General features: G+C 33.2%; 19 protein-coding genes. 8 read left to right on the plus strand and 11 right to left on the minus strand.

Going from position 1 to position 25,793, the window contains the following annotated elements; all coding sequences use genetic code 11:
* Window positions 1–36: 36 nt before the first annotated feature.
* On the minus strand, window positions 37–3,798 hold the full coding sequence (locus tag ACQY6M_RS10770) for a M4 family metallopeptidase (protein ID WP_428743515.1): 3,762 nt from the start codon (window positions 3,796–3,798) through the stop codon (window positions 37–39).
* A 74-nt stretch (window positions 3,799–3,872) separates the two neighbouring features.
* Window positions 3,873–6,566, minus strand: a complete 2,694-nt coding sequence (locus ACQY6M_RS10775) for a GEVED domain-containing protein (protein ID WP_428743514.1) — start codon at window positions 6,564–6,566, stop codon at window positions 3,873–3,875.
* Window positions 6,567–6,894: 328 nt separating this feature from the next.
* On the opposite strand from ACQY6M_RS10775, the gene ACQY6M_RS10780 reads away from it, so the two are divergent.
* From ACQY6M_RS10780 to ACQY6M_RS10805, 6 genes are all read left to right on the plus strand, one after another.
* Entirely contained in the window at window positions 6,895–8,556 is a 1,662-nt protein-coding gene (locus ACQY6M_RS10780) for an ABC transporter ATP-binding protein (protein WP_428743513.1), read from the plus strand.
* Window positions 8,557–8,611: 55 nt separating this feature from the next.
* Window positions 8,612–9,628 carry a sugar phosphate nucleotidyltransferase gene (locus tag ACQY6M_RS10785; RefSeq protein WP_428743512.1) on the plus strand — a complete coding sequence of 339 codons (1,017 nt, stop codon included), beginning with the start codon at window positions 8,612–8,614 and terminating at the stop codon, window positions 9,626–9,628.
* A gap of 91 nt (window positions 9,629–9,719) precedes the next feature.
* Window positions 9,720–10,604: a tetratricopeptide repeat protein gene (locus ACQY6M_RS10790; RefSeq protein ID WP_428743511.1), complete on the plus strand. Its 885-nt coding sequence runs from the start codon at window positions 9,720–9,722 to the stop codon at window positions 10,602–10,604.
* Between the two features lie 24 nt (window positions 10,605–10,628).
* Window positions 10,629–11,396: a DUF4292 domain-containing protein gene (locus ACQY6M_RS10795; protein WP_428743510.1), complete on the plus strand. Its 768-nt coding sequence runs from the start codon at window positions 10,629–10,631 to the stop codon at window positions 11,394–11,396.
* Entirely contained in the window at window positions 11,396–12,613 is a 1,218-nt protein-coding gene (locus ACQY6M_RS10800) for a murein hydrolase activator EnvC family protein (RefSeq protein WP_428743509.1), read from the plus strand. Before ACQY6M_RS10795 ends, ACQY6M_RS10800 begins: the two co-directional genes overlap by 1 nt.
* A 143-nt stretch (window positions 12,614–12,756) precedes the next feature.
* Complete coding sequence (locus ACQY6M_RS10805; RefSeq protein WP_428743508.1) at window positions 12,757–13,791, plus strand: AI-2E family transporter; 1,035 nt, start codon at window positions 12,757–12,759, stop codon at window positions 13,789–13,791.
* Window positions 13,792–13,797: 6 nt separating this feature from the next.
* Here ACQY6M_RS10805 and ACQY6M_RS10810 read toward each other — a convergent pair whose 3' ends face one another.
* Entirely contained in the window at window positions 13,798–14,310 is a 513-nt protein-coding gene (locus tag ACQY6M_RS10810; RefSeq protein WP_428743507.1) for an acyl-CoA thioesterase, read from the minus strand.
* Between the two features lie 84 nt (window positions 14,311–14,394).
* Window positions 14,395–15,294 carry an SPOR domain-containing protein gene (locus ACQY6M_RS10815; protein WP_428743506.1) on the minus strand — a complete coding sequence of 300 codons (900 nt, stop codon included), beginning with the start codon at window positions 15,292–15,294 and terminating at the stop codon, window positions 14,395–14,397.
* 94 nt (window positions 15,295–15,388) lie between these two features.
* Here ACQY6M_RS10815 and dprA point away from each other — a divergent pair, with 94 nt between their 5' ends.
* Entirely contained in the window at window positions 15,389–16,486 is a 1,098-nt protein-coding gene (dprA, locus tag ACQY6M_RS10820; RefSeq protein WP_428743505.1) for a DNA-processing protein DprA, read from the plus strand.
* Between the two features lie 90 nt (window positions 16,487–16,576).
* Window positions 16,577–17,665 carry a hypothetical protein gene (locus ACQY6M_RS10825; protein WP_428743504.1) on the plus strand — a complete coding sequence of 363 codons (1,089 nt, stop codon included), beginning with the start codon at window positions 16,577–16,579 and terminating at the stop codon, window positions 17,663–17,665.
* Here ACQY6M_RS10825 and ACQY6M_RS10830 read toward each other — a convergent pair.
* From ACQY6M_RS10830 to ACQY6M_RS10860, 7 genes are all read right to left on the minus strand, one after another.
* Window positions 17,662–18,522, minus strand: a complete 861-nt coding sequence (locus ACQY6M_RS10830) for a DMT family transporter (protein ID WP_428743503.1) — start codon at window positions 18,520–18,522, stop codon at window positions 17,662–17,664. The two genes, ACQY6M_RS10825 and ACQY6M_RS10830, sit on opposite strands and share 4 nt — an antisense overlap.
* A 280-nt stretch (window positions 18,523–18,802) precedes the next feature.
* Entirely contained in the window at window positions 18,803–19,096 is a 294-nt protein-coding gene (locus ACQY6M_RS10835; RefSeq protein ID WP_428743502.1) for a GIY-YIG nuclease family protein, read from the minus strand.
* 260 nt (window positions 19,097–19,356) lie between these two features.
* Window positions 19,357–22,713 (minus strand): transcription-repair coupling factor, encoded by a 3,357-nt coding sequence (gene mfd, locus ACQY6M_RS10840; RefSeq protein WP_428743501.1) that lies wholly within the window; start codon window positions 22,711–22,713, stop codon window positions 19,357–19,359.
* Window positions 22,714–22,764: 51 nt separating this feature from the next.
* Complete coding sequence (locus ACQY6M_RS10845) at window positions 22,765–23,136, minus strand: hypothetical protein (RefSeq protein ID WP_428743500.1); 372 nt, start codon at window positions 23,134–23,136, stop codon at window positions 22,765–22,767.
* A 9-nt stretch (window positions 23,137–23,145) separates the two neighbouring features.
* Window positions 23,146–24,657 carry a PIN domain-containing protein gene (locus ACQY6M_RS10850; RefSeq protein WP_428743499.1) on the minus strand — a complete coding sequence of 504 codons (1,512 nt, stop codon included), beginning with the start codon at window positions 24,655–24,657 and terminating at the stop codon, window positions 23,146–23,148.
* Entirely contained in the window at window positions 24,654–25,178 is a 525-nt protein-coding gene (locus ACQY6M_RS10855; protein WP_428743498.1) for an ATP-binding protein, read from the minus strand. Before ACQY6M_RS10855 ends, ACQY6M_RS10850 begins: the two co-directional genes overlap by 4 nt.
* A 163-nt stretch (window positions 25,179–25,341) precedes the next feature.
* The gene (locus ACQY6M_RS10860; RefSeq protein WP_428743497.1) at window positions 25,342–25,650 is read right to left on the minus strand and encodes a hypothetical protein; all 309 of its coding nucleotides are present in this window, start codon (window positions 25,648–25,650) and stop codon (window positions 25,342–25,344) included.
* Window positions 25,651–25,793 lie beyond the last annotated feature (143 nt).

Raw genomic sequence — 25,793 nt, forward strand, 5'->3', positions numbered from 1 at the left:
AGCTTACTCAGGCTTTCTTTTTATATTTTAAAAAATTTACTTTTTAAGCAACTTTGTTTTTAATACTTTTTGACCATCGTTTACTTCTAAAATGTACATTCCTTTTTTCAAATTAGAAGTATTAATATTTACTGAATCTGTATAACCTGTTTTAACAACTTTACCAATAGCGTTTACTATTCTATAAGCCATTTTCTCAGATTTTGATCCTGCTACCTTAACTTGTACAAATTCAACTGTTGGGTTAGGATAAGCTCTCATATCTGGATTGCTTTCATTTCCTAAAACTGTACCATCAATATCATTGTCAAATCCTAAGGTTGCTACAACAGAGGCTCCTGAAGAGATATTAATTGTATAATCTTCTACTTCACCATAAGAGAACGTTTCACATGCTGTTTGTGCACTGTTGTACTTCATAGAAACTCTAAGTCTTGTAGTACCAGAAACCGTTGTTGGTATTGTAAAATCTTGATATAAATCTCCTGCACTTGAAGAAGATCCGCTTAAAACAACTTCAGTATCTTCAAACACACCATTTTTATTATAATCAATCCATGCTTTCCAATATTCAGTATATGAAGAACTACTAAATCCTGCACTCACATACAATCTGTTAGATCCTTGAGCTACATTCATAGTAAGATTGGTATAATCTTTATATCCACCGTCATTTCCTGTAATATTGTTTACTCCTCCCATAGAAACTCTATCAATCCATTCGTAAGAAGAATTATTTCCTTTAGAAGAACAGTATGTTACTGTTGAAGCATCTTTTGTAGTAAACGTTGCTGTATTACTAGCTGCTGAAATATTTCCTGCTGCATCTTTTGCTTTTACTGTAAAGTTATACGTTGTACTTGCCGTTAAACCCGTTAAGTTCATAGATGTTCCTGTAACAGTTCCTGCGCTAGCAGCTCCGTTAAACACTTCATAACTTGTTACTCCTACGTTGTCTGTTGAAGCTGTCCAGCTTAATGTTGCTGTTGTTTCTTCTACATTTGAAGCTGTTAAAGCTGAAGGTGCTGTTGGCGCTTGTGTATCTGGTGATTTCGTAGTTACATTTACTGCATTACTTGCTGCTGAAACATTTCCTGCTGCATCTTTTGCTTTTACTGTAAAAGTATAAGCTGTACCAGCAGATAAACCTGTAACGTTAAAAGTAGTAGCAGAAGTTGTTGAACCTATAACGGCACTTGCACTATACACATCATAACCTGTTACCCCTACATTATCAGTAGCTGCAGACCAGTTTAATGTTAATGTAGTTTCTTCTACATTAGATGCTGCTAAGCTTGTTGGTGCAGTTGGTGCTTGTGTATCTGGAGTTGCATTTACAATATTAACTGTATAATCTTCTACTTCACCATAAGAGAATGTAGCTTCACATGCTGTTGGTGTTGCATTATACTTCATTACAATTCTCATTCTTGTTGCTCCTTCTGAAGCTGAAGCTGGTACTGTAAATGATGTACTTACTGGAGTTGTTTTTGAAGCTGCCTTCGTCCAAACTGTTTCTCCCGCATCTGAGAAATCTCCATCTTTGTTATAGTCTATCCATACACCATATCCTTCATTATATGTAGTTCCTGTCCATTTTGGAGTAATGGTAATTGTGTTAGACTCTCCAATTGTTAAGTTTGTTGAAACCGTTGTGAAGTCTGAATATCCATTTCCTCCCTCAGAAGTTTGATCAATACTTCCTAACTGAACTCTTTGAATGTACTCATCAGAAACGCTGTTTCCTTTTGATGTACAATAGTTAAGAGGTGGTGTACCTGTAGTAGTAACGTTTAATGTAGCCGAAGTTCCTGTACCTCCTGAAGTACATTTTGCTGCTACAGAAACTGTATATTGAGTACCACTTAATAATCCTGTAGCATTAAATGTAGTACTAGTTACATTTGTAGTATTACCTCCAATAGTAACATCATAAGATGCTGCTCCTGAAACTGCGGTCCAAGATACCGTGAATCCATTATCTGAAATACTTGATGAATTTAAGTTAGTTGGTGCAGCTAAAGCACAAACTTGTACAAACTCTTCACCTACATTAACAGCATAAAATGCATTTGTTGTAGATATTACTTCTTGAGAATTTGCTCCGTATAAATCAGTTGCAGCTTGGATTGCTCCTGTTCTTGCATCAGCAAAAGTTGAGTTTGCAGATAAATAGTTAGCTTCTGTACGATACGCAATTTTAGCTGCCTTAGCCATACCAATAGCGGTTACGTTGTAAGTATCACTAGCATCATTGGTTCCTGATCCTCCTGCTGCTAATAAGTAAAACCACTTATTTAAAACTCCAGAATTTGTATGAACTCCACAATAATCGTTTGTTCTTGTAGGTGTGCCACAGTTTGGTTCTTTCCAATAAGTACCTCCATAAGTATCTGGTTGTCCTAATGATTTAGGATTACTCATAGAACGTAAAGCAGCAGAACCACTACGTCTATCAATTTCATCTCCTATTAACCAAACTGAAGCATCTGGACTTAAGTCATTACCGTTTCCTTTAGCAAAATGCTCTACAGCAGCTCCCCAGATATCAGAGAAACCTTCATTTAAAGCTCCTGATTCTCTTTGATATGCTAAATCTGCAGTGTGAGAACAAACAGCATGTCCTATTTCGTGAGCAGCAACATCTACAGATGTTAAAGCATCAAAATAACCATTTCCTTCAGTTCCGTTAGAAGAACCGTCTCCATAAGACATTACAGATCCATTCCAGAAAGCATTATCATAATTATTATCTACGTGTACATAACTTCTAATTTGAGCTCCACTTCCATCATAACTATTTCTGCTATGTTTTTGTAAAAAATACTCATAAGTCATTGTAGCTCCCCAATGAGCATCTAAAGCCGCATCATCTTTGTTTACACTATGTTCTGCAGTAGTCCAGTTATTGTCATTATCAGTAAATTGATCATAGTTTGTCACATATGGATATGTAGACCCTGGTGCTTGGTTTTTAGCATCTCTGGTATAAATTTTTCTTCCAGCATCACTTAAAATATAACTACTACCACTCAATGCTGTTTCAATATTTTTAGTTCCACTATAGCGAGTTTGTGCAGTTCCAGTAACAAATGCAGTTGCCATTGCTGCTTTCTTGCTTTTCTTTGCGTGACTAGTAAGCTCACCTACGTGTCCAAATTTATCAGCATGCTTAATAATTGCATTGTAAAATAAAGCTTCTCCTGTATTCGCATCAATATACAAATACCCTCTACTTAGAGGTTTTGTAGCAAAAATGTCAAACTTGTAAGCTAGTCTAGGCTCTTTTTTATCGATAACTTCTTTTGGAAGAATTAACAACTCTCCTTCTGGTTTTTTATAGTTATCCATTTCTTTAGCCGCCTCAGGAAATTCCCATAGGTACTTCTCTGCACCTACATGCTTTAACGCTTTGTTAAGCGCCTGTTGTTTCGATAATCTTGGAGTTATATTAACTTTTCCAACATCATAAAATTCACCATTCATGCTAGTTAAGTTTCCTCTTTTAGCATGCGCTGTATAAGTAGCAAATTCTACTTTTACTCCTTTAAATTTCTGTTGAAATTTTTCATGTGTAAATCCTAAATTATCATCAACAGATTTAATTTTCTGTAAATCATCATTCTTGAATAACTTTAGTTTCTCTCTGATAACATCTGGTGCTTTTTGTAAAGAAACTTTTGATGATTTTTTGAAATCAATGCGTTTTAATTCTCTTTTTTCTTGGGCATTCATAGCGTGAGCTCCTGCCAATAAAAAAGTAGATAAAAACACACATTTTACATAATTGTGTTTCATTCTTGAAGGGTTTATTAATTATTAACTTAAGTAAAAAGTCTGAGCGGAATGCTCAGACTTTATATTGATAAGAATTACTCTTTAAGTAATTTAGTTTTTAATACTTTTTGACCATCGTTAACCTCTAGTATATATATTCCTTTCTTCAGGTTGGAAGTATTTATATTAGATGAGTTTAAACGACCTGCTTTAATAACTCTACCAATAGAGTTTACAATTTTATAGGTCATATTTTCAGCTTGAGAAGCTAATTTAACTTGTACAAAATTAGCGGCTGGATTTGGGTATACAGATAAGTTAGAATTACTTTCATTTCCTAATCTTTCTCCACTTACACTAACAGGGTTTTCTAGTCTTGCACTAGAAACAATATTTACCGTGTAATCTTCAACCTCTCCATAAGTAAATGTTTCACATGAACTTTGTGAGGCATTATATTTCATAGATACACGCATTCTTGTTGTTCCTAATGTAGCTCCAGATGGCACAGCTACTGTTGACGTTAAGTTCCCTGCACTTGACGAAGAACCTGTAACTACTTTCTCACTACTTTCAAAAGTTCCATTTTGGTTAAAGTCAATCCAAACAGCCCAATATTCTGTATACGAAGAACTACTAAATCCTGCACTTACAACCATTTGGTTTGAACTTCCTTGCGCTAATGTTGCTGTTTTTGAAGTAAAATCAGCATATCCACCATTGTTTCCAGTTGCGTTTGTCATTCCTCCTAATTCAACATTATCAATCCATTCATATGAAGAATTGTTTCCTTTAGATGAACAGTAAGAAACTGTATTTGACAAAGTAGTCACGTTGATTGTATTACTTGAAGCTGAAACATTTCCAGCTGCATCTTTTGCTTTAACTGAGAAAGTATACGTAGTCGCTGCTGTTAATCCAGTCACATTTGATGTTGTTCCTGTTGCACTTCCTATTAATGTTGCTCCTTGATAAACGTCGTAACCAGTAACTCCTACATTATCAGTAGACGCTGACCAATTTAACGTTAATGATGTTTGTGTAACATTACTAGCTGCTAAATTTGTTGGAGCACTTGGTGCAGTTGTATCTGCTGAACCAGCACCTAAAACAACTGTATAATCTTCTACCTCACCATATGAGAAACTAGCCTCACATGCTGTTGGTGTAGCGTTGTATTTTAATACTACTCGCATTCTTGTAGCTCCGTCTGTAGCAGATGCTGGAACAGTAAATGTTCCGCTAACTGGCGTATCTTTTGAAGCTGATTTTGTCCAAACAGTTTCACCTGCATCAGAAAAATCTCCGTCTTTATTGTAGTCTATCCAAACTCCATAACCTTCACTGTACACAGTTCCTGTCCATGTTGGAGTAATAGTAATTGTATATGAAGTTCCTTTTGATAAGTTTGTTGAAATTGCTGTATGATCAGAGTATCCATTTCCTCCTCCTGAAGAATTATCAATACTGCCTAACTGTACTCTTCCAATATACTCATCAGAAACACTATTTCCTTTAGATGAACAGTATGAAATTGTTACTTCTGGTGTTGTAAAGTTTGAAGAAGCACTATATGCTGAATTTGTTCCTCCAGAACATTTACTGCGTACTTGTACTTCATATTGAGTAGACGCTGACAAACCACTTAATGAAGTTGATGTTCCTGAAACTGCATTCGTTGTCCAAGTAGAAGTTCCTACTTGACGATATCTTACATCATAAGTAGCACCTGATACTGTTGACCAAGATACTGTAGCTCCAGATGAAGTTACACCTGATACTGCTACTCCTGTTGGTACAGTTGCATTACATGTTTGAGTACCAAATTTATCAGATAATGCTAAGCTTCTACGAGATCCTCCTTCTTCTAGGATTGTACGCATTCTATTTTTTTGTCCTAACGTAAATAAGTTCATACAACCATCGTCAGAATAGTCCATATAATTTTGAACCATATCTTCTGTACCACAAGAAACATGACCTGTTGCACATCCGTAGTTTGCTGCATCAGACTCTGGAGTATCAGAAACGTAATCATCTACTCCACAAGCACCATCACCCCAAATATGACGTAAGTTTAAAAAGTGTCCTACTTCGTGAGTCGCTGTTCTTCCTTTGTCGAAAGGAGCTGATAAATAAAATCCTGTTCCTTTATCTGAACTACCAAAATATTGTGGACTCATTACCACTCCATCAGTAGCAGTACTTCCTCCTGGAAATTGAGCGTATCCTAAGATTCCTCCACCAATATTACACACCCACATGTTTAGGTATTCGTTTGCATTCCATGGATCAACTCCACCTTGTGATGATTTTTTCATTGCATCATTGGTTCCCCAAGAAGTTTTAGTAGAGCTTTTTCTTGTGATACCTGTCGTAGCATTTCCATTAGGATCAATAGTTGCTAATTTAAATTCGATTTGGGTATCAGCTGCTTGAGACCATTTATTCGTAGCATCAGAATTGGTTCTACGATAATCTTCATTCAATACATCAATTTGTGATTGAATTTGAGCAACACTGATGTTTTCTTGTGAATTGTTATAAATTACGTGAACAACAACAGGAATAGTAATAATGCTACCAGAAATCTTACCTTGATATTTTTGCTTTTCTACAAGTCTTTTTTGGGTAAAAGACTCTATTTCTCGCATTTTCTCTTTTAAAGAGGGATCTAGTGATTGTCTATACTCAAGATTATTCATTGAGTGACAGTTTCTTTTTTCTTGGGCATACGAAGCACCAACAAAAAACAAGCACAGAAGTGCTAGAGTAATTTTGTTTTTCATTTTTTTGAAGGGTTTAAGTTAATTTAATCATAATAATTAAGAGCTTTATCACTATTTTTTACATGAAAAAAACTCTTAATTATTTGTTAAATCATTGGCAAATATATAAAAAAACATAAAAATTAATACGTTTTAAATAAGTAATTAACTGTTTTTCTTCACTTTACAAAACAAAATCCTTTACACACCCCAGTAAAACACTAGGTTTTTTATAATTTTAAAAAATAACTTTTTTTTTAATAATTATTAAGTTTGATATAACCTATCTCTCAAACTTTTTTTCAAAAACTGAAAATAATCGTTGTACTTTTATTCAAAATTAAGATAGATGCTTAGAGTTAAAAACTTAGAAATTTCTTTCAAAAATTCGCCTCCAGTTGTTCAAGGAATTTCTTTTGATGTTCAAAAAAATAAAACTTTAGGAATTGTAGGGGAGAGTGGTAGCGGAAAATCAATCAGTACATTAGCTATTTTAGGGTTACTACCAAAAACAGCTACAATTAAAGGTGAGTTACTTTTTAATCAATGTAATTTATTAAACTATAGTCAGCTTGATTTTCAAAAAATACGGGGAAATAAAATTGCGATGATTTTTCAAGAACCTATGAGTTCTTTAAACCCTACTCTTACTTGTGGTGTTCAAGTTGCTGAAATTTTACAACAACATACACAACTATCTATCCATAAAATTAAAGAAGAGGTTATTTCTTTATTCTCAAAGGTAAAACTTCCTAGACCCGAAGACATATACAATTCATATCCACACCAAATAAGTGGGGGGCAAAAACAACGTGTAATGATTTCCATGGCAATTGCTTGCAAGCCACAATTGCTTATTGCTGATGAACCTACAACAGCGCTAGATGTAACTGTGCAAAAAGAAATTATTTTGCTATTAAAAGAGTTACAGCAAGAGTTTAAAATGGGAATTATTTTTATCTCTCATGATTTAGCATTGGTTTCTGAAATTGCTGATGATGTTATTGTTATGCATAAAGGAAAGCTTATTGAAAAAGGCACCGCTAGAAGTGTTTTTTTGAATCCAAAAGAAAACTATACAAAAGCTCTAATCAACTCAAAACCAAACACAAAAAAACGACTTAAAATATTACCAACCGTTACCGATTTTATAAATGATACTGTTGATTTAACCGTGTACACTAATGAAGAACGAACAACTTTTCATCATAAAATATACAGTCAACCTCCTTTATTAGAAATTAACAATCTACATAAAGATTATATTGGCAATGCCTCTTGGTTTTCAAAACCATCCATAGTCAAAGCTGTAAACGATGTTTCTTTTAAAATTTACGAAGGAGAAACTTTAGGGTTGGTAGGAGAAAGTGGTTGTGGTAAAACTACTTTGAGTAGAACTATATTAGGTCTAGAAAAAGCAAGTTCGGGAAGTATTTTATACAAAGGAATGGACCTCACAAAGCTTTCAAAAGCGGGTTTTAAAAAACTACGAAAAGAAATTCAGATTATTTTTCAAGACCCTTTTTCTTCCTTAAACCCTAGAATTACTGTAGGTGATGCTATTTTAGAGCCAATGAAAGTTCATCATATTTTAAATTCTAAGAAAGAACGAAAAGAGTACGTGTGTAACTTATTAGAAAGAGTAGGGTTAGAGACTTCTCATTTTAACCGCTATCCTCATGAGTTTTCTGGTGGTCAGCGTCAACGGATAGGAATTGCTCGTGCTATTGCATTACAACCCAAACTAATAATTTGTGACGAGTCGGTTTCGGCTCTCGATGTATCAGTGCAAGCGCAAGTTTTAAATCTTTTAAATGAATTAAAAACGGAATTTAACTTTACGTACATTTTTATTTCACACGATTTATCGGTCGTAAAATACATGGCAGATCAACTGGTAGTAATGAACAAAGGAAGGATAGAGGAAATAGCTGATGCAGATGAAATTTACCAACACCCAAAATCAAAATATACACAAACTTTAATTGAGGCAATTCCAAAAGGTTTATAACTTTTTTCAATGCGTTATTAATGGTATATTGCACCGTTAAACCGAAAAGAGATATATGAAGATAATTGTACCAATGGCAGGAATTGGATCGCGCTTAAGACCGCATACATTAACAACTCCTAAACCATTAACTGTTATAGCTGGTAAACCAATTGTTCAACGTTTAGTAGAAGATATTACCTCAGTAGTAAATCAACCTATAGAAGAAATCGCTTTTATTATTGGGCCTGCTGCTAAAGGATTTCCAGCTGACACAGAAGATAAATTGATGAAAATAGCTGAAAACTTAGGTGCAAAAGGTTCAGTATATGTACAAGAAGAAGCTTTAGGTACTGCACATGCTATTTATTGCGCCAAAGAATCTTTAAATGGCTCGTGTGTTGTAGCATTTGCAGATACTTTATTTAAAGCTGATTTTACTTTAGATGCTAATGCCGATGGCGCTATTTGGGTAAAACAAGTAGAAGACCCTAGTGCTTTTGGAGTGGTTAAAATGAAAGATGGGTTTATTACTGATTTTGTTGAAAAACCTAAAGAGTTTGTATCTGATTTGGCTATTATTGGTATATACTACTTTAAAGATGGAGGTAAGGTTCGAGAAGAAATAAAATATTTGTTAGATAATGATATTAGAGAAAATGGTGAATATCAATTGACAAATGTTCTTGAAAGTTTAAAACAACAAGGAGCCAAATTTATTCCTGGTAAAGTAAGTACTTGGATGGATTGTGGTAAAAAAGACCCGACAGTTGACACCAATAAACTTGTTTTAGGCTTTGAACAAGCTGATGGCAACAATTTGGTATCTGACGACGTTGTATTAGAGAACGCAGAAATCATACAACCTTGTTACATAGGAAAAAATGTCGTGTTAAAAAATGCTAAAGTTGGTCCTTATGTTTCTATTGGTGAAAATAGTGTAGTTGAAAACTCAACTATTACAAACTCACTGATTCAAACAAATGTGCATATTTCAAATGCTAATTTAGATAATGCTATGATTGGTAATCATGCAAAGTACAACGCTAATTATACATCAGTAAGTATAGGTGATTATACAGAACTTACATAAAATTTTTAAAGAAAAGAGATGTGAAAAAATAGGACAGGTTTTTTCTATAAAAATAGTATTGCCTTTTTTCTTCCTTCTCTTTTCTTTCTTCATGAATGCTCAAGATAGCATTCCGCCCTCTGTTGATATTAATGAAAAAAATAATCTAGAATTTCAACAACATTTTTTCAAAGCACTTTCAGACAAGGCTATTTTTAATTATCAAAAAGCTATTGAACATTTAGAAAAATGTAATCAAATACTGCCTAACAATAAGGCTGTTTTATTTGAGCTGTCAAAAAACTATGATAAATTAGGCAGAAATCCTGAAGCCCTAAACTATATTGATTTAGCACTGAATGAAGAACCTGATAACTTATGGATGCTTGAACATAAAGTTGCTACTTTAAGAAAACTGGCAAATTTTGATGATGCTATTATTGCCCAACAAAAAATAGCAACAACCCATCCAAAGAAAAAACAAGTATTGGTTTTTTTACATCTTCAAAACAATAACATTGAGGGTGCCAAAAAAGTTTTAGCTGAATTAAAAGAAGCTAAACTACTCAATGCTAGATTGCGTAAAATTGAAGAAAAAATTCTCCAAAGAGACTCAATTACACCAAAACCAAAAAAAATTATCGTAACTACAGACACTCGTTTGCAATTTGAAAAAGAAAAGTCATTCGATAACTTAAAAGCGTTATTAGAAAAATTAGCTAACGATAATGACCCTGATTTGTTAAAGTATAGCGAGGAAGGATTGATCTTGTTTCCTGCACAACCTCTGGTATACTTAATGAATGGGAAGGCACATAACAATAACAAAGAATTTAAAAAAGCGTTGGAAAGCTTACAAAATGGCATTGATTTTGTAATTGACAACAACGAAATAGAAGCAAAGTTTTACTTAGAAATCTCAAAAGCTTATCAAGGATTGAACGATATTAAAAAATCAAATTCTTACAAGAATAAAGCTGTAAAAATTTTAAAGTAACTCTGTTCGCTAGGATAAATTTATATGAGATATATAACACTCTTCATTGTATTATTTTTAGGCTTTACTTCGTGTAAATCCACCAAAAAACTTACTGGTAAAACTGTTATTAAAGAGCTTTCTGCTCGTAAAGTAGCAAAAAAACACATCGCTGCTAATTTTAACAAAGAAACAGTAGACGCTCGTTTAAAAGTTAATTATAGAAGCAATAAAGAAGAAGTTGGGTTTTCGGTTCGAATGAAAATTAAAAAAGATGAAGTTATTTGGTTAAAAGGCACCAAACTTATTACTGTTTTTAAAGCCAAAATTACACCTGAAAAGGTTCAGTTTTATTCTCCTTATAAAAAGATTTTTTTTGATGGAGATTTTGCAATGTTAAAGGAATTATTAGGAACCGATATCAATTTTCAGCAATTACAAAGCATGCTACTCGGTGAAGCTTTAATGGATTTAAAGTCGGAACGTCAGGATGTTGTAATTCAAGAAAACTCATATCAATTGTCACCAAAAAATCAACCTAGTTTGTTCGATTTGTTCTTTTATGTAAATCCACAACACTTTAAACTCAACAAACAATCGATTGTAAATTTGGAGAAAAACCAGCGTTTAGATATTATCTATCCTAAATATCATAAAAAAAATAGTACTTTATTCCCTGAAAAAATCAACATTAAAGCCCGAGAAAGTAACAAGTTTACGATTATTGACATAACCACAAAAACAGTTGAATACAATACTAAACTTAATATAGACTTTAACATTCCTAGCGGATATAAAGAAATTCAATTATAATGAAACATATTGTTTTTTACATATCTTTTTCATGCTTACTTTTTATAAGTGTTTCTTCTTTTGGCCAAAGTAGAAAAGAACTTGAGAATAGGCGAAAAAAACTTAAGAATGAAATAGAACAGGTTAATAATCTCTTATTTAAAACCAAGAAAGAGAAAAGCAATGCCTTAGATGATTTAAAAGATTTAAATCAAAAAATTACGGTGAGAGAGCGTTTAATAGAAACGATTGAATTAGAGTCTAAAGCCTTATCTAAAGAAATTAAATCAAACGAAAAAGAGCTAGAAAAATACAACGATGAACTAAAAAAATTAAAAGCTGATTACTCTGACATGGTTGTAAAATCTTACAAGAGTAAATCACAGCAAAGTAAAACGATGTTTTTACTCTCATCAGAAAGTTTTTATCAGGCATACAAGCGATTAAAATACATGCAACAATACAGCGATTTTAGAAGAAAACAAGGAGAAGAAATTGTTGTAAAAACTAAAGAAGTAGAGCAGTTAAACGACTCATTAATTGCTCAAAAAAAATCAAAAGATGCTTTATTAGCTGATGAGAAAAATCAGAAGGAAGAGATTGAAGATGACAAGAAAAATCAAGAGCAATTAATCTCAAAAATTAAAAAAGAAGAAAGTAAGTACAAAAGTGACTTACAGAAAAAACAAAAAGAAGAAAAAAGAATTGCTGAAAAAATTGATAAGTTAATTAGAGATGCTATTGCCAAAGCCAATAAGGGTAAAAAAACAAGCTCTGGAAAAACAACTAGTTCAGACTTTATTTTAAATACCGAAGAAAAAGCCTTATTAGCTAATTTTGAACAAAATAAAGGAAAATTACCTTGGCCTGTTAATGGAGTTATTACCAGAAAATATGGAGTACAACCACACCCTACATTTCCAGGAATTAGCATAAACAGTCACGGATTGTATATTGCTACCAAACCAAACACAGATGCTAAAAGTATTTTTAACGGAAAAGTGTTGGTTATTCAATTGCATTCTGATGGACGAAAATCAGTATTGGTGCAACACGGTAACTACATTTCTGCCTACAACAAGTTGAAAGAGGTGTATGTTAAAAAAGGAGATGTGGTAAAAACTGGTGAAAAATTAGGAAAAGTGTTTACCAACAAAGTTACTGGTAAAACACAGCTTAGTTTTATGTTATACAAAAACAAAAACCGACTGAATCCTGCTCAGTGGATTCGTTCATAACACTATAAAACGAACATTAATAAGTTTTAAACTTTTTTTACAAAAAGAAATGTTTAAAATTTTTAATGTGAGAGCGTAACGGTTGCACACGTTCTCAATTTTATAATTAATTTGTAATCAAAAAATTACTAAAATTTAACCGTGTGAAAAACGCTGCCAACTTTATTATTGTAACCATCGCTATTATCGCGGCTTTGATACTTGGAAAAGGGATTTTAATTCCGTTTATTTTTGCGCTTATTTTTTGGTTTTTAACACGTGAAATTCGAAAGACGATTTATAAAATTCCTTTTGCAAAACGTTTTATTCCTTTTTGGTTGAGCAATATATTTGTATTCACCCTCATTGTTTTAGGTTTTAGTTTTGTTTCTGAAATTATTACCAATAGCATATCAAACTTAACAACATCTTATTCTAAATACGAACCTAACGTAGGGGCTATTATAAAGCGTTTGGATTCTTATTTTCATATTGACATTATTACTTCTGTAAAATCGATTGTGGGAGATTTCGATTATGGCTCTGTTTTAGGCGATATAGCGAACGGAATTAGCGGTTTGCTAGGTGACACCTTTATGATTATTATTTATGCCTTGTTTATCTTCTTAGAAGAGAGTAATTTTAAATTAAAACTACAACGTGTTTTTACACATCAAGAAGGTAACTCCAAAAGTTTTCAATCTATCTTAAAAAAGGTAGAGACTTCTATTTCTAGCTATTTACGATTAAAAACCTATGTAAGTTTATTAACTGGTATTTTAAGCTATTTTGTTTTGCTTATGGTCGGTGTAGATGGTGCTCCGTTTTGGGCTTTTTTAATCTTTTTACTGAATTATATACCAACCATCGGTTCGTTAGTAGCTACCGCTTTTCCTGCCATATTTTGCTTGATACAATTTGGAGAGTTTGCTCCTTTTTTAATTGTTTTAGTTGGAGTAGGAGCTATACAAGTAGTTGTAGGGAATGTTGTAGAACCTAAAGTTTTTGGAAAATCGCTGAACTTAAGTCCGCTAGTAACTATACTTTCCTTAGCTGTATGGGGAGAAATTTGGGGAATTACGGGTATGATTCTTTCGGTACCCATTACTGTAATTCTAATTATTATCTTTTCTCAGTTCGAAAAAACAAAAAACATTGCCATTCTCTTATCCGAAAGTGGCAATGTAGATGAAATATAAACGGTTTTAATCCAAAAACAAGGCTTTAAGCTCCTTAGCCTCCTTAGGGTCCATTTTACCCGCTAAAACCAAGCTTAATTGCTTTCTACGTAAAGCCGCAGCATAACGTTTCTTTTCTAATTCTGTTTCTGGTTCTATTTGAGGAATAGGTACCGGTTTACCAGTTTCATCAACTGCAACAAACGTATAAATTCCTTCGTTTACCTTCGTTTTTTCGCCAGATTGACGGTCTTCTATCCAAACATCTACATAAATCTCCATTGACGATTTAAACGCACGTGATACCTTGGCTTCTAAGGTTACCACACTTCCTACAGGAACCGATTTGGTAAAAGCCACATGGTTTACCGAAGCCGTTACAACAATTCTTCTCGAATGTCGGCGTGCAGCAATACTACAAGCTCTATCCATACGAGCTAATAACTCTCCTCCAAAAAGATTATCTAAATAATTGGTTTCTCCTGGTAAAACAAGATCGGTAAGTACCGTTAACGATTCGCTAGGTGTTTTTGCTTTCATCAATTATAGTTTGCTGCAAAGATACAGCAAGAAAAAAACCTATACCAGTTCTTGATTGAAATTACACAAAAAATTAAAAAAGGATTATTTAGCCAATAACCAAGCGTCTTCGCTTACCAATTCTTTAATGGTTTCTAAGGCTTTTCTAGCTTCCGATCGTGTAGCATAACTAGCAAAAGCAACTTGTGTTAACCCAAACTTATTCTTACCAATAATACTAGCATCATATCCTTTTTCTTGTAACTCTGCTAACTTGTTTTCAGCATTGTCCACCTCTTGAAAAGCACCAGCAATAATATGAAAGTTTTTTGCTTCTTTGGTAACGTTTAGGTTAATAGTTGGCAACGGATTGTCAATTACAAAAGTTGCCGATTGAATTTTCTTTTGTACCGATTCTTCTTGGTTTGCTAACAACTCTTGTTGTTGCTGATTTTGAACACCATTCCATCCTACATACGCAACTCCTACAAATACTGCCGCAGCAGCTGCTCTTTTGATATACAATGGAATTGTCTTGCTTTTTTCTTCAGAAACTGCTGGCAATGATTTCACCTTAACTTCTTTAACTCTTTCTACCGAAGGAGTAGAAACCTCAGCTAAACCAAAAGACGCTGTTAAGAAATTACTGTTAAGATTCGGTTCAAAAACTACTTGATTCGCTTCGTTTAACGATAAACTTCCTACAGAAGCTACTTCAACTGCAGTCGTTTTTAAGTCTTTATTCCATTTAGCAACTTCTTCAGCAATAAAAGCTGTAGCTTGTTCAAAAGAAATATTCTTGTTTGAAGCTATATAATTAGCCAATAAACCATCATTATGCTGTAAATACGCATTAAAGGTAAGTTGCTTTTTAGGCGGATAAAAAGTGTGAGTAGTGGTATTTACCCTCGCACCAATGGTATTGGTTACAAATCCTCCAAAATTAGGAACAATTACGCAATCGTATCTATATAATAAATCGTTAATGTAGTTGGCTAATGTCATAAGAACAAATATAGCTTTTTAAATGAATAGTTTCAAGCCATTACTCGATTTTTATTAACAGTTTTTTGTATATTGATAATCAAATTATTGCTGTATGAATTCTGAAAAATTGCTAGCTATTCTTCGGTTACAGGCAACCAAAAATGTAGGTGACATCATAGCAAAGAAGTTAATTACAACGGTTGGGAGCGTGGAAAACGTGTTTAAAGAAAAGGTTAATGCGCTGCATAAAATTAACGGTATAGGTGCTCAAATTACCCAGCATCTTTTTGATGAAAATAACTTAAAAAGGGCAGAGAAGGAGCTCAACTATATTCAACAAAACAACAATACTTTTTCGTATTTTTTAAACGATGACTATCCTCAACATTTAAAGCATTGCGTAGATGCACCTATCCTGATTTTTAAAGATGGAAACCTCAACCTTAACAACAAAAAAGCTATTTCTATTGTAGGCACAAGGAACATGAGTTCGTACGGACGTGATTTTTGCAATCAACTTATTGAAGACTTAAAAGAATACGACCCGATCATTGTTAGTGGTTTTGCTTACGGAGTAGATATTTGTGCTCATAAAGCAGCTATTAAAAATAACTTACAAACCATCGCTGTTTTAGCACATGGTTTGGAGGAGATTTACCCGAAAACACATAAAAAATACATTCACGAAGTAAACAACAACGGGGGATTCATTACCGAGTTTTGGCACGATGAACAACCGATGCGAGAAAATTTTCTAAAACGAAATCGTATTGTAGCGGGGCTATCAAAAGCAACCATCATTATTGAATCTGCTGAAAAAGGAGGTTCGTTAGTTACTGCCGATATCGCAAATTCGTACAATCGTGATGTGTTTGCGCTTTCTGGTAGAGCAACAGACATCTACAGCAAAGGATGTAACAACCTAATCAAAAATAATCAGGCACACATTCTTACTTCTGCTGAAGACATCGTAAAAATGCTCAATTGGGATCTGCTGAGAGCCTCAGCACCCGTTCAAAAAAAGATTTTTGTTGATTTGAATAATACCGAACAAAAAATCTATGATTATTTACAACAAAATGGGAAACAGTTGTTTGATGATATTGCCATCAATTGTGAATTACCTATTTATCAACTATCTTCCATCTTAATTCAATTAGAACTCAAAGGAATTATTAAACCGCTACCGGGAAAAATGTTTGAAGTTTAATCGCAGGGCGATTGCCAAGAGTTTTGTTAAGAATTAACAAATATTATTCCAAAGAAATAAATTCAAGTATCTTTGAAAAAAGGTTCTTAAATGACGTCAGAAAACAAACTCATATCACAAAAAAAACCAGCGTTTCCAGTTACTAAAAAGCTAGGAAATTATTTGAAAAGGCATAATCGTACCATTCAAATTCCTATTTTTTACGATGATTTGTTACGTTTTCAGGGTTCGATTGTTGTGTACGATAAACACGAGAACGATACCTTGTGGGTTCGTGTATATTATAATGAGTTTGAACGAGAAGAAATAGACTTAAGTCTTAAAAAGATCTATAATATTCTACATTCTAACGGTTCTGATGCCAGTATTCAACACCTAAATATTGATGCTGTTGACTATTGTACCTTTGGAAATTCAAAGCCTTTCCGAGTAAAAGTGCGAAATATCTTGAACGATAATTACACCTACTTTTATGTAAAAAAAACAGATGCTTCCCGTATTTATGGTTTAGAATTGGAAGATCTTTTATCTCCTTATAACTTGAACTTTTTGGTGTACCAAGACACCTTGATTGAAGAACATATTTCTGGAATTCCTGGAGATGTGTTTATCAACGATTATTTAGACAATTGTATTGAAATTGAAAAAGCGCAAATAGCGAAAGAGTTTGTAAAGTTCAACGAACGTTGTATGATTCGTTTGTTAGGTGATATGCGTTCATACAACTATGTTGTAGTACCTACGCATGATTTTGAAAATGTCGTGTATAAAATTCGTCCTATAGATTTTGACCAGCAGTGCTACGAAGGAAAATTTAAAGTCTATTATCCGCAGTTCTTTAAAGAAAATCTAAAAATGGTTCAGTTGGTAGGTGACAAACTCACCTCAACCTCTATAGAACAGTATAAATTAGAGGAACGGTCAATCGTTGCCAAAAGAATTTTAGGGTCAAGAGCTCGCTTAAATCGCTTGGTAAAAGCTATGAAATCTGATAATATTTCTATTCCAAAAAATATTGAACGATTAAAAACAGAGATTTTTGATTTTACAGGAGATATCAACTTCAGAGATAGTGATGGAATGGGAGAAATCCTAGAAAGTGCTTTAAACTATGTTCGTAGAAATTATGAAGATGTTAGTATGAAAACCATCATTCAACAGCAACAAAAATTGTACTAACGTCTCCTACTTCGAATACTTTCAATAACCACCGTCGTTAAAATCAAGCTTCCTCCCAAAAAAGTGTTCCACGTGGGTACCTCATTTAAGAAAATAAAGGCTAATATAATTCCGAAGATAGGCTGAATACTACTAATAATACTTGCAGTAGATGCTGTAAAAAACTGTAATGAATGTACCATTAAACTATGCCCTATAGCGGTAGTTAACAAGGCTAGTAATAACAAGTAAGGAAATTGTGCTTGGAATCCAGAAACATCCATAAAAAATAAAACAGGAACCAAGGTTATCGTGATTACAACCACTTGGTAAAACATCAACATTACTCCATTGTATTGCTGTACATATTGCTTTAAAATTAAAATTCTAACGGAATAACACAGTGCAGAAAACAACCCAAATAACACCCCTTGAACTTGCGTGTTTTTAATATCGAAATCAGGAGCTAAAATGTACAAGCCTACTAAAACTAACAATCCTAACACAATATGAATCGGATTGAATTTTATTTTTAAAAACAAGGGTTCTAAAAATGCTATCATTACAGGGAAAGTGTATAGCGACAACATTCCGATAGCTACATTCGATAGTTTTAACGCATAAAAATAAGTAATCCAATGCGCTGCCATAAAAACACCTCCTATTAAAAACGGAAACAAATGTCTTTTGGATTGTATGGTTAAATCAATCTTTTTAAATCGGCAAAAGACATATAAAAACACCATGGCAAATGCCGAACGAAACCATACAATCACTTCCGAAGGCATTGCAATATACTTTCCTAAAACTCCTGAAGTACTGATAAATAATGTGGCTAATAATAACCCTGAAAGGTTTTTGATGTGGTTAGTTTGCATGTGCGTAAAAATATGTCATTTCGAGTGAAACGAGAAATCTCATTCAGGAGAGCCACTCTTATTCTTAAGATTTCTCAGTCGTAACCTCCTTCGAAATGACAGTTCTTTGTTTTGTCATTCCTAGCGAAACGCGACAATCTTTTGTCATGAGTTTAATTGTCACATCGAGTGAATTTCTTTTTCGATAGAAGGAAGAAATTTGTATCGAGATGTATATAGACTAGTTCTCGATACAATTTTCACTCATTCTAATCGTGAAAACCACTCGAACAGACAAAGCTTAATTATTAAACTTCTTCTTTGCTAAATTAGGTAGTTTTTCAAACTCATTATTTATAAGAGCTTCTTTTTTTGCTCTTGACCATTTTTTAATTTGTTTTTCTTTTTCAATAGCCATTTCTACGTTAGTAAACTCACAATAAAAGACTAATGAAACAGGTCTTCTTTTTGAAGTATAGCTATCTTTAAAAGTTCCATTTTGGTGTTGAAATATTCGTTGAGACAGGTTTGAAGTTACTCCTGTGTAATAGGTTTTGTCTGAACATTGTAATATGTAAACAAAGTATATTTTCATTTTAAAATTTATCAACGAATTATTCCTTTTTACAGAAATTACGATTTATTTTTTTCCGTTATTGCTAAGGGAGCGTGCCCATATTTTGGTTATGAGTTTACATTGTCACATCGAGTGAATTTCTTTTTCGATAGAAGAAAGAAATTTGTATCGAGATGTATATAAACCAGTTCTCGATACAATTTTCACTCATTCTAATCGTGAAAACCACTCGAACTGACAACTTCTTTTTACCGTCATTGCGAGCGAGGAATAATGTTCTATACCTTCTGTAAAGTTTCTAACGCCTTGTGTACACTGTCAATTTTTATAAACGTGATGAGTAAGCGCAATCCATTTTTGGTATTCTTTTCTTTCATTACACAACTCTTCGGATTCTGCTGTACGTACCTCAACATTTTGGTAAAAGCTTCGGTTTGATAAAAAGCACTTTGCTGATCGGCTACAAAATATCCAATTAATCGTTTTTGCTTTAAAATCACCTTTTCTAAACCTAGTTCTTTCGCCAACCATTTGATACGAACACTGTCTAATAAATCGGCTACTTGCGTTGGATATTCTCCAAAACGGTCGATAATTTCAGTCTCAAAGGTTTGCAATTCTTCTTCCGTAGTTAGTGTTCCTAATTTGTTGTATAAACTCAAACGTTCGGTAACTGAGTTTACATAATCATCTGGGAACAGAATTTCAAAATCAGTATCAATTTGTACCTCTTTTACATACTCTTTCGGTGCATTTTCATCCGTAGGGTATAAGTCTTTAAACTCATTTTCCTTCAGTTCTTCAATGGCTTCGTGTAAGATTTTCTGATAGGTATCAAAACCAATATCGTTGATAAATCCACTTTGTTCACCTCCTAACAAATCTCCAGCACCACGAATTTCCAAGTCTTTCATGGCGATGTTCAATCCACTTCCTAAATCAGAAAACAGCTCTAATGCTTGAATTCGTTTACGTGCATCATCGGTCATGTGATGATACGGTGGGGTGATAAAATAACAGAAGGCTTTTTTGTTCGAACGCCCTACACGACCACGCATTTGGTGTAAATCCGACAGTCCAAAATTATTGGCGTTATTAATGAAAATAGTATTCGCATTCGGTACATCCAATCCACTTTCAATAATGGTGGTAGACACCAATACATCAAACTCATTGTTCATAAAACCAAGCATGAGTTCTTCTAACTTTTTTCCTTCCATTTGTCCGTGACCAATGCCAATTTTTGCACTTGGCACCAAACGTTGTAACAATCCTGCTACTTCTTTGATGTTTTCGATACGGTTATGGATAAAAAACACCTGCCCACCACGAGAAATCTCGTACGAAATCGCATCGCGAATAGTTTCTTCGCTAAAGCGAATCACATTGGTTTCTATAGGGTGACGGTTTGGTGGTGGCGTTTTAATCACCGATAAATCTCTTGCCGCCATCAGACTGAACTGTAAAGTACGTGGAATTGGCGTTGCCGTTAAGGTCAACGTATCTACGTTTTCTTTAATCGTTTTTAGCTTGTCTTTGGCTGCTACTCCAAATTTTTGTTCCTCATCAATAACCAACAATCCTAAATCTTTAAACTGAACTGCTTTATTCGTTAATTGATGCGTTCCTATCACAATATCCACACTTCCATCAGCAACCCCTTCTAACACGCTTTTGCGCTGTTTTGTGGTCCTAAAACGGTTTAAGTAGTCTATCGTAACCGGAAAGTCTTTTAATCGCTTAGAAAAGGTTTTAAAGTGCTGAAATGCCAAAACCGTGGTTGGTACGAGCACCGCAACCTGTTTTCCGTTATCTACGGCTTTAAAAGCCGCTCTAATGGCAATTTCTGTTTTTCCAAAACCAACATCACCACATACCAAACGATCCATCGGTTGTTCTTTTTCCATATCGGCTTTTACCTCTTGGGTAGAAGAGAACTGATCGGGTGTGTCTTCGTATAAGAAACTCGCTTCCAACTCGTGTTGCATGTGCGTATCGGGTCCGAAAGCAAAACCTCTTTGTAGCTTGCGTTTTGCGTATAGCTGAATAAGGTTAAACGCGATTTCTTTAACGCGTGTTTTGGTTTTCTGCTTGACTTTTTTCCAAGCATTCGACCCTAGTTTATATACTTTGGGTGGTTTTCCGTCTTTTCCGTTGAACTTGGAAATTTTATGTAGCGAGTGAATACTCACGTATAAAATATCACGATCGCCATAAATTAGCTTGATGGCTTCTTGCTTTTTGCCTTCTACATCAATTTTTTGGAGTCCACCAAACTTTCCAATTCCGTGATCGATATGTGTTACATAATCGCCTACCTCTAATTTGGTCAGTTCTTGCAGGGTAATGGATTGCTTTTTCGCATATCCGTTTTTGAGTCGGAATTTGTAATAACGCTCAAAAATTTGATGATCGGTATAACAAACTATTTTACTATCTAAATCTACAAATCCTTGATACAACGGAAACACGATGGTTTCATAAGAAACCTCTTCTTCGTGGTCGTCAAAAATATCGTGGAAACGTTGTGCTTGCTGTTCGTTAGAACATAATATATAATTGGTAAATCCTTTGGCCGAAAATTCGTTGAAATTCTGAATTAACAGGTCGAATTTTTTGTTGAAGGATGGCTGTGGGTGGGTGTCGAAGTTAATACTTGGGACACCTTCATGAGATTCCTCTCTCTGTTCGGAATGACGGTTTTTACCGATGTCAACCGTTGTAAAATCTTGTAATTGATTACGAATGAGCTCACCGTTACAAAACAATTCTTCTGGTTTTGCGTGTTTGATTTCGGTAGATAATTCATTAAACGATAGTTCTGCTTTTCGGTAGAATTTATCCAGTGAATCGCTTAGTAAGTCTACATTCTTCACAAAAACCGCGGTTTTTGACCAGATGTATTTTAAAAAGCTTTCTCGCGATTCCTGCAATGTTTTGTTTTCTACATTGGGCATAATGCTCACTTTCTTCAGTTTTTCTTTAGAAAGTTGCGTTTCTACATCAAAGGTTCGGATGCTGTCTACCTCATCACCAAAAAACTCAATACGATAGGGTTCGTCGTGAGAAAATGAAAACACATCAATAATTCCACCACGTACCGAAAACTCACCTGGTTCGGTTACAAAATCGACACGTTTAAAATGGTATTCGAACAGTACTTCGTTGACAAAATCGAGCGATACTTGCTCGCCCACCACCACTTTAAGTGTGTTTTTTTCCAGCTCTTTTTTGGTCACCACTTTTTCAAACAGGGCAGTAGGGTAGGTAACAATAATCGCAGGTTTTTTACGAGAATTGATACGGTTTAACACCTCAGAACGCAGGAGCACATTGGCATTGTCAGTTTCTTCTATCTGATAAGGTCTGCGATACGAACCCGGATAAAACAGCACGTTTTTATCGCCCAATAACTGCTCTAAATCGTTTAGATAATAGGCAGCTTCTTCCTTGTCGTTAAAAATTAACAAGTAGGGTTTATCGGCTTGTTTAAAAGTTTCGGAAATGACAAAAGACAACGAAGAACCGACCAAATTCGTTATTTGAAAATGGTGTGGATCTTGTTGAAGCTGATGAACAATCTGTTTTACATTCTCAGATTGTTGATAGTGATTTACAATTGCTTGCTTGCTCAACGTACAAAAATTTTACGCAAATGTACGAGGATTATTTTTTTATAAAATATTTTATTTCACGTAAGCGAACGACTGAGGAGGGTGTAAATTAAAATCTGTTTTTAAACATTTTGGAGTTTTATATATTTTCTTATTTTTTACTTGGATAGCAAATCCTTTTTCTTTCTCAGCAAAATACTCGTAAAAAAAATCTTCTGTTATTCCTGAATACTCTTTTGTTAAACTCCAAAGAGTTTCAAGATCATTATTAATTATTTCACCTATTTCAAATTCTCCTATTACTTTTTGTACAGGGGATGAAGCATAAACTATAACAGATTTTACATTATCTTTTTTAAAAATAGCTTTTCTAAACTCAAATCTTTTTGTACCATCAAAAATTTTAAATGCAAATTCAGGCTTTATTGATAACACTACTTTCATAAGATTCTTTTATTTATAAGCAAATTTAACTAAATTATTAAATTGATTATTGTCTATTTCAATAAAACCAAGAGGTATATTCATTATATCAGGAATTACACCAATTTTATTTAAATCATCAAGTGTTGGCTTTGGTGTTGGAAATGAATGTGCATAGAGAAACTTTATAACAAAAGGTTTGTATTTTTTCTTGTTCCACCAATTCTTTTCTAGTTCTTCTTTTTTTATCATTGTTCTTCTATAACAAGCATTGTAGAAATCTTCAAAGGACTTAAAATTATTAATTACCTCCTCTACAATGCAAATTGAAGTTACAGTGCTTGAATATTTTTTGGGTTTTGTTTCTCCTATTCTATAAATAATTAAAATATCTCCTGGTTTGAGATGTCTATCAAATGAATGTGATATATATACTTTTCCTATTCTATTTCTATGAGGTTCATTCTCTATATATTTCGTTTCATCTTCTCTAGTATTAATACTATCAGGAAATAATTCTGTATGGTATTTTGATTCTATTTTAACTATATATTTTCTAGTTTTTCTAGAGAAAAAAGGAAATGAAAGTTTAGGTTTATTAATATTAATTGGTAGAGTTTTTCCAAATGGTCTAGTCAGGACAATTTCATCTCCATTTTTTGTTGTTTTAATTCCGTGTTCAACAAACCCCCAATCTTTTAACATATCTATTAACTGTCCTTGCTCAGGCCTTTTGTCAAAAACAGTTACATAAATTTCTTCTACTTTGTATTGAAGAGCATTATCAAATACTACTTTTAAGAATCTTTCACCAATTTTATACCCATTACTTATAACCTTTAATGTTCCTATTTTTAATCTTTTTTTCTTTGAAAATGATGGCTTTATTTCATAATAGTTTTCAGTTTCATCTTCTACCTTAATGTAAAGAAAAGCGGTTAAGTTATTATCACTATAACATACATAACAGACTTTATCAAATTTAGATTTAAACCAAGAATTAAATTCATTATAATCCTCTCTAAAACTATCAAAGAAACTATCATTAATATCTACCTCAGCAAAATCAGCTTTTTTCACAGCAAGCACATTATATTGTACTAAATCAGGGTTTTCGGATGTTACTTTTTCTAAGAAAGACTGAATTTTATAAACCTTATCAGAAATTCCTAATTTATCTGCTTTAAGATGTATTTTTTTGTCTTGCGTAATAAGTATATCTATTCTCCCTTCAAATATTTCATTTAATAAATGTGTATCACTAATATCATTTTGATTAAAATCGAGTTTATCACTTACACCTTGTACTTCTGCAGAGAAAGGTATTTGATGTTTTATTTGATTATAACTATCTAATTTTGTTGAAAAAGTTTCTACAACTTGTTTATTCTTATAAGTTTCAATTTCTGATACTGTAATTGGGTGAATATATTTTTGATAGTGAAGTTTATCTATCCAATTAAATAATTGTCCTATATCAGGCTCAATTATTTTATTAGCTTCTCGGTGAATAATGATATTTGTATCTAATAAAACTCTCATATTTTTTCCAAATGATGAATTATTAAGTTAGTTTTACCGTCACTATTAATAAATAATGGAATATTTAACTTTTTAGATATATAATTAGCATGTTCTATTTCCATTTGTTGCATTTTTTCCAGAACATTTAATTTGTACTTCGATTGATCTCTTTGTTGAAGTCTTTCCAATATTAACTTAGGTTCACAAGTCAATAGAATTATTGATTCTGGGTCTATTCCAAAAAAAGTAGATTCATTTATTTTTTCAGGTTCTCCATGTGAGTTTAATAAAACAAAATGCCCATCAAGTAAGTATTTTTTATTTGGTTTAACTATTTTTTTTAAGTTGGTTAATAACCTATCTTGAGTTGTATTAAAGTTTTGAACTTTCTTGTTTTTCAAATTACTTATCTCATCCCACCTAAGAACTTCACTTGCTGACAGATGCTCAAAATTGAGCTTTTGTACTAATTCTTTGCAAACAGTTCCTTTTCCAACTCCATGAATTCCTCCTATAAATATTATTTTTCTATGTTTCATAGCATTTGTTCATTATCTCTCATGACAATTTGATATAACTGTTAGTTATATTTTACTGATATTAAAGTAAGTACTTCTTTAATTTTATGCATATGTACACATACCCCGCCACTATTCCTTACGGCAACCCATAAAGAAGTGTTTGTTTTACTTTTTTAGTTTACTATGAAGTGGCTGCTCCTAAAATAGCCAATCCTACAAAAAATAATAATAACAAAGTAAGACCGAATAGAGAAATAACTAAACCAGCTATTGCTAATCCTCTAGGCTTTTCAAATATTCCAATTAAAGACAGAATAAGTCCTGAAGCCCATATCAACCACCCAAAAATAGGAAACCATGAAAAAAGCATCCCTATTATTGATAAAACAAATCCAGCAATACCAGCTCCATTAGATTGTTTTTGTTTTACAATAATTGTTTGACCTTGATTTTCCTTTTTTTGATCTTTCAAATTTGCAATTTCTCTCATAACATCTATTTTATATCTTCTTATTTTCTTTGCATATGTATACAACTACTATTCTTTACAGCAACCCGTAAAGAAGTATGTTTTTACTTTTTTAAGAAAAAATAGTTGAGATAAGGGGTAGTACTACTTTTTACTTTTTTTTA

The sequence above is a fragment of the Tenacibaculum sp. genome, assembly GCF_050290165.1.
GTDB lineage: Bacteria > Bacteroidota > Bacteroidia > Flavobacteriales > Flavobacteriaceae > Polaribacter.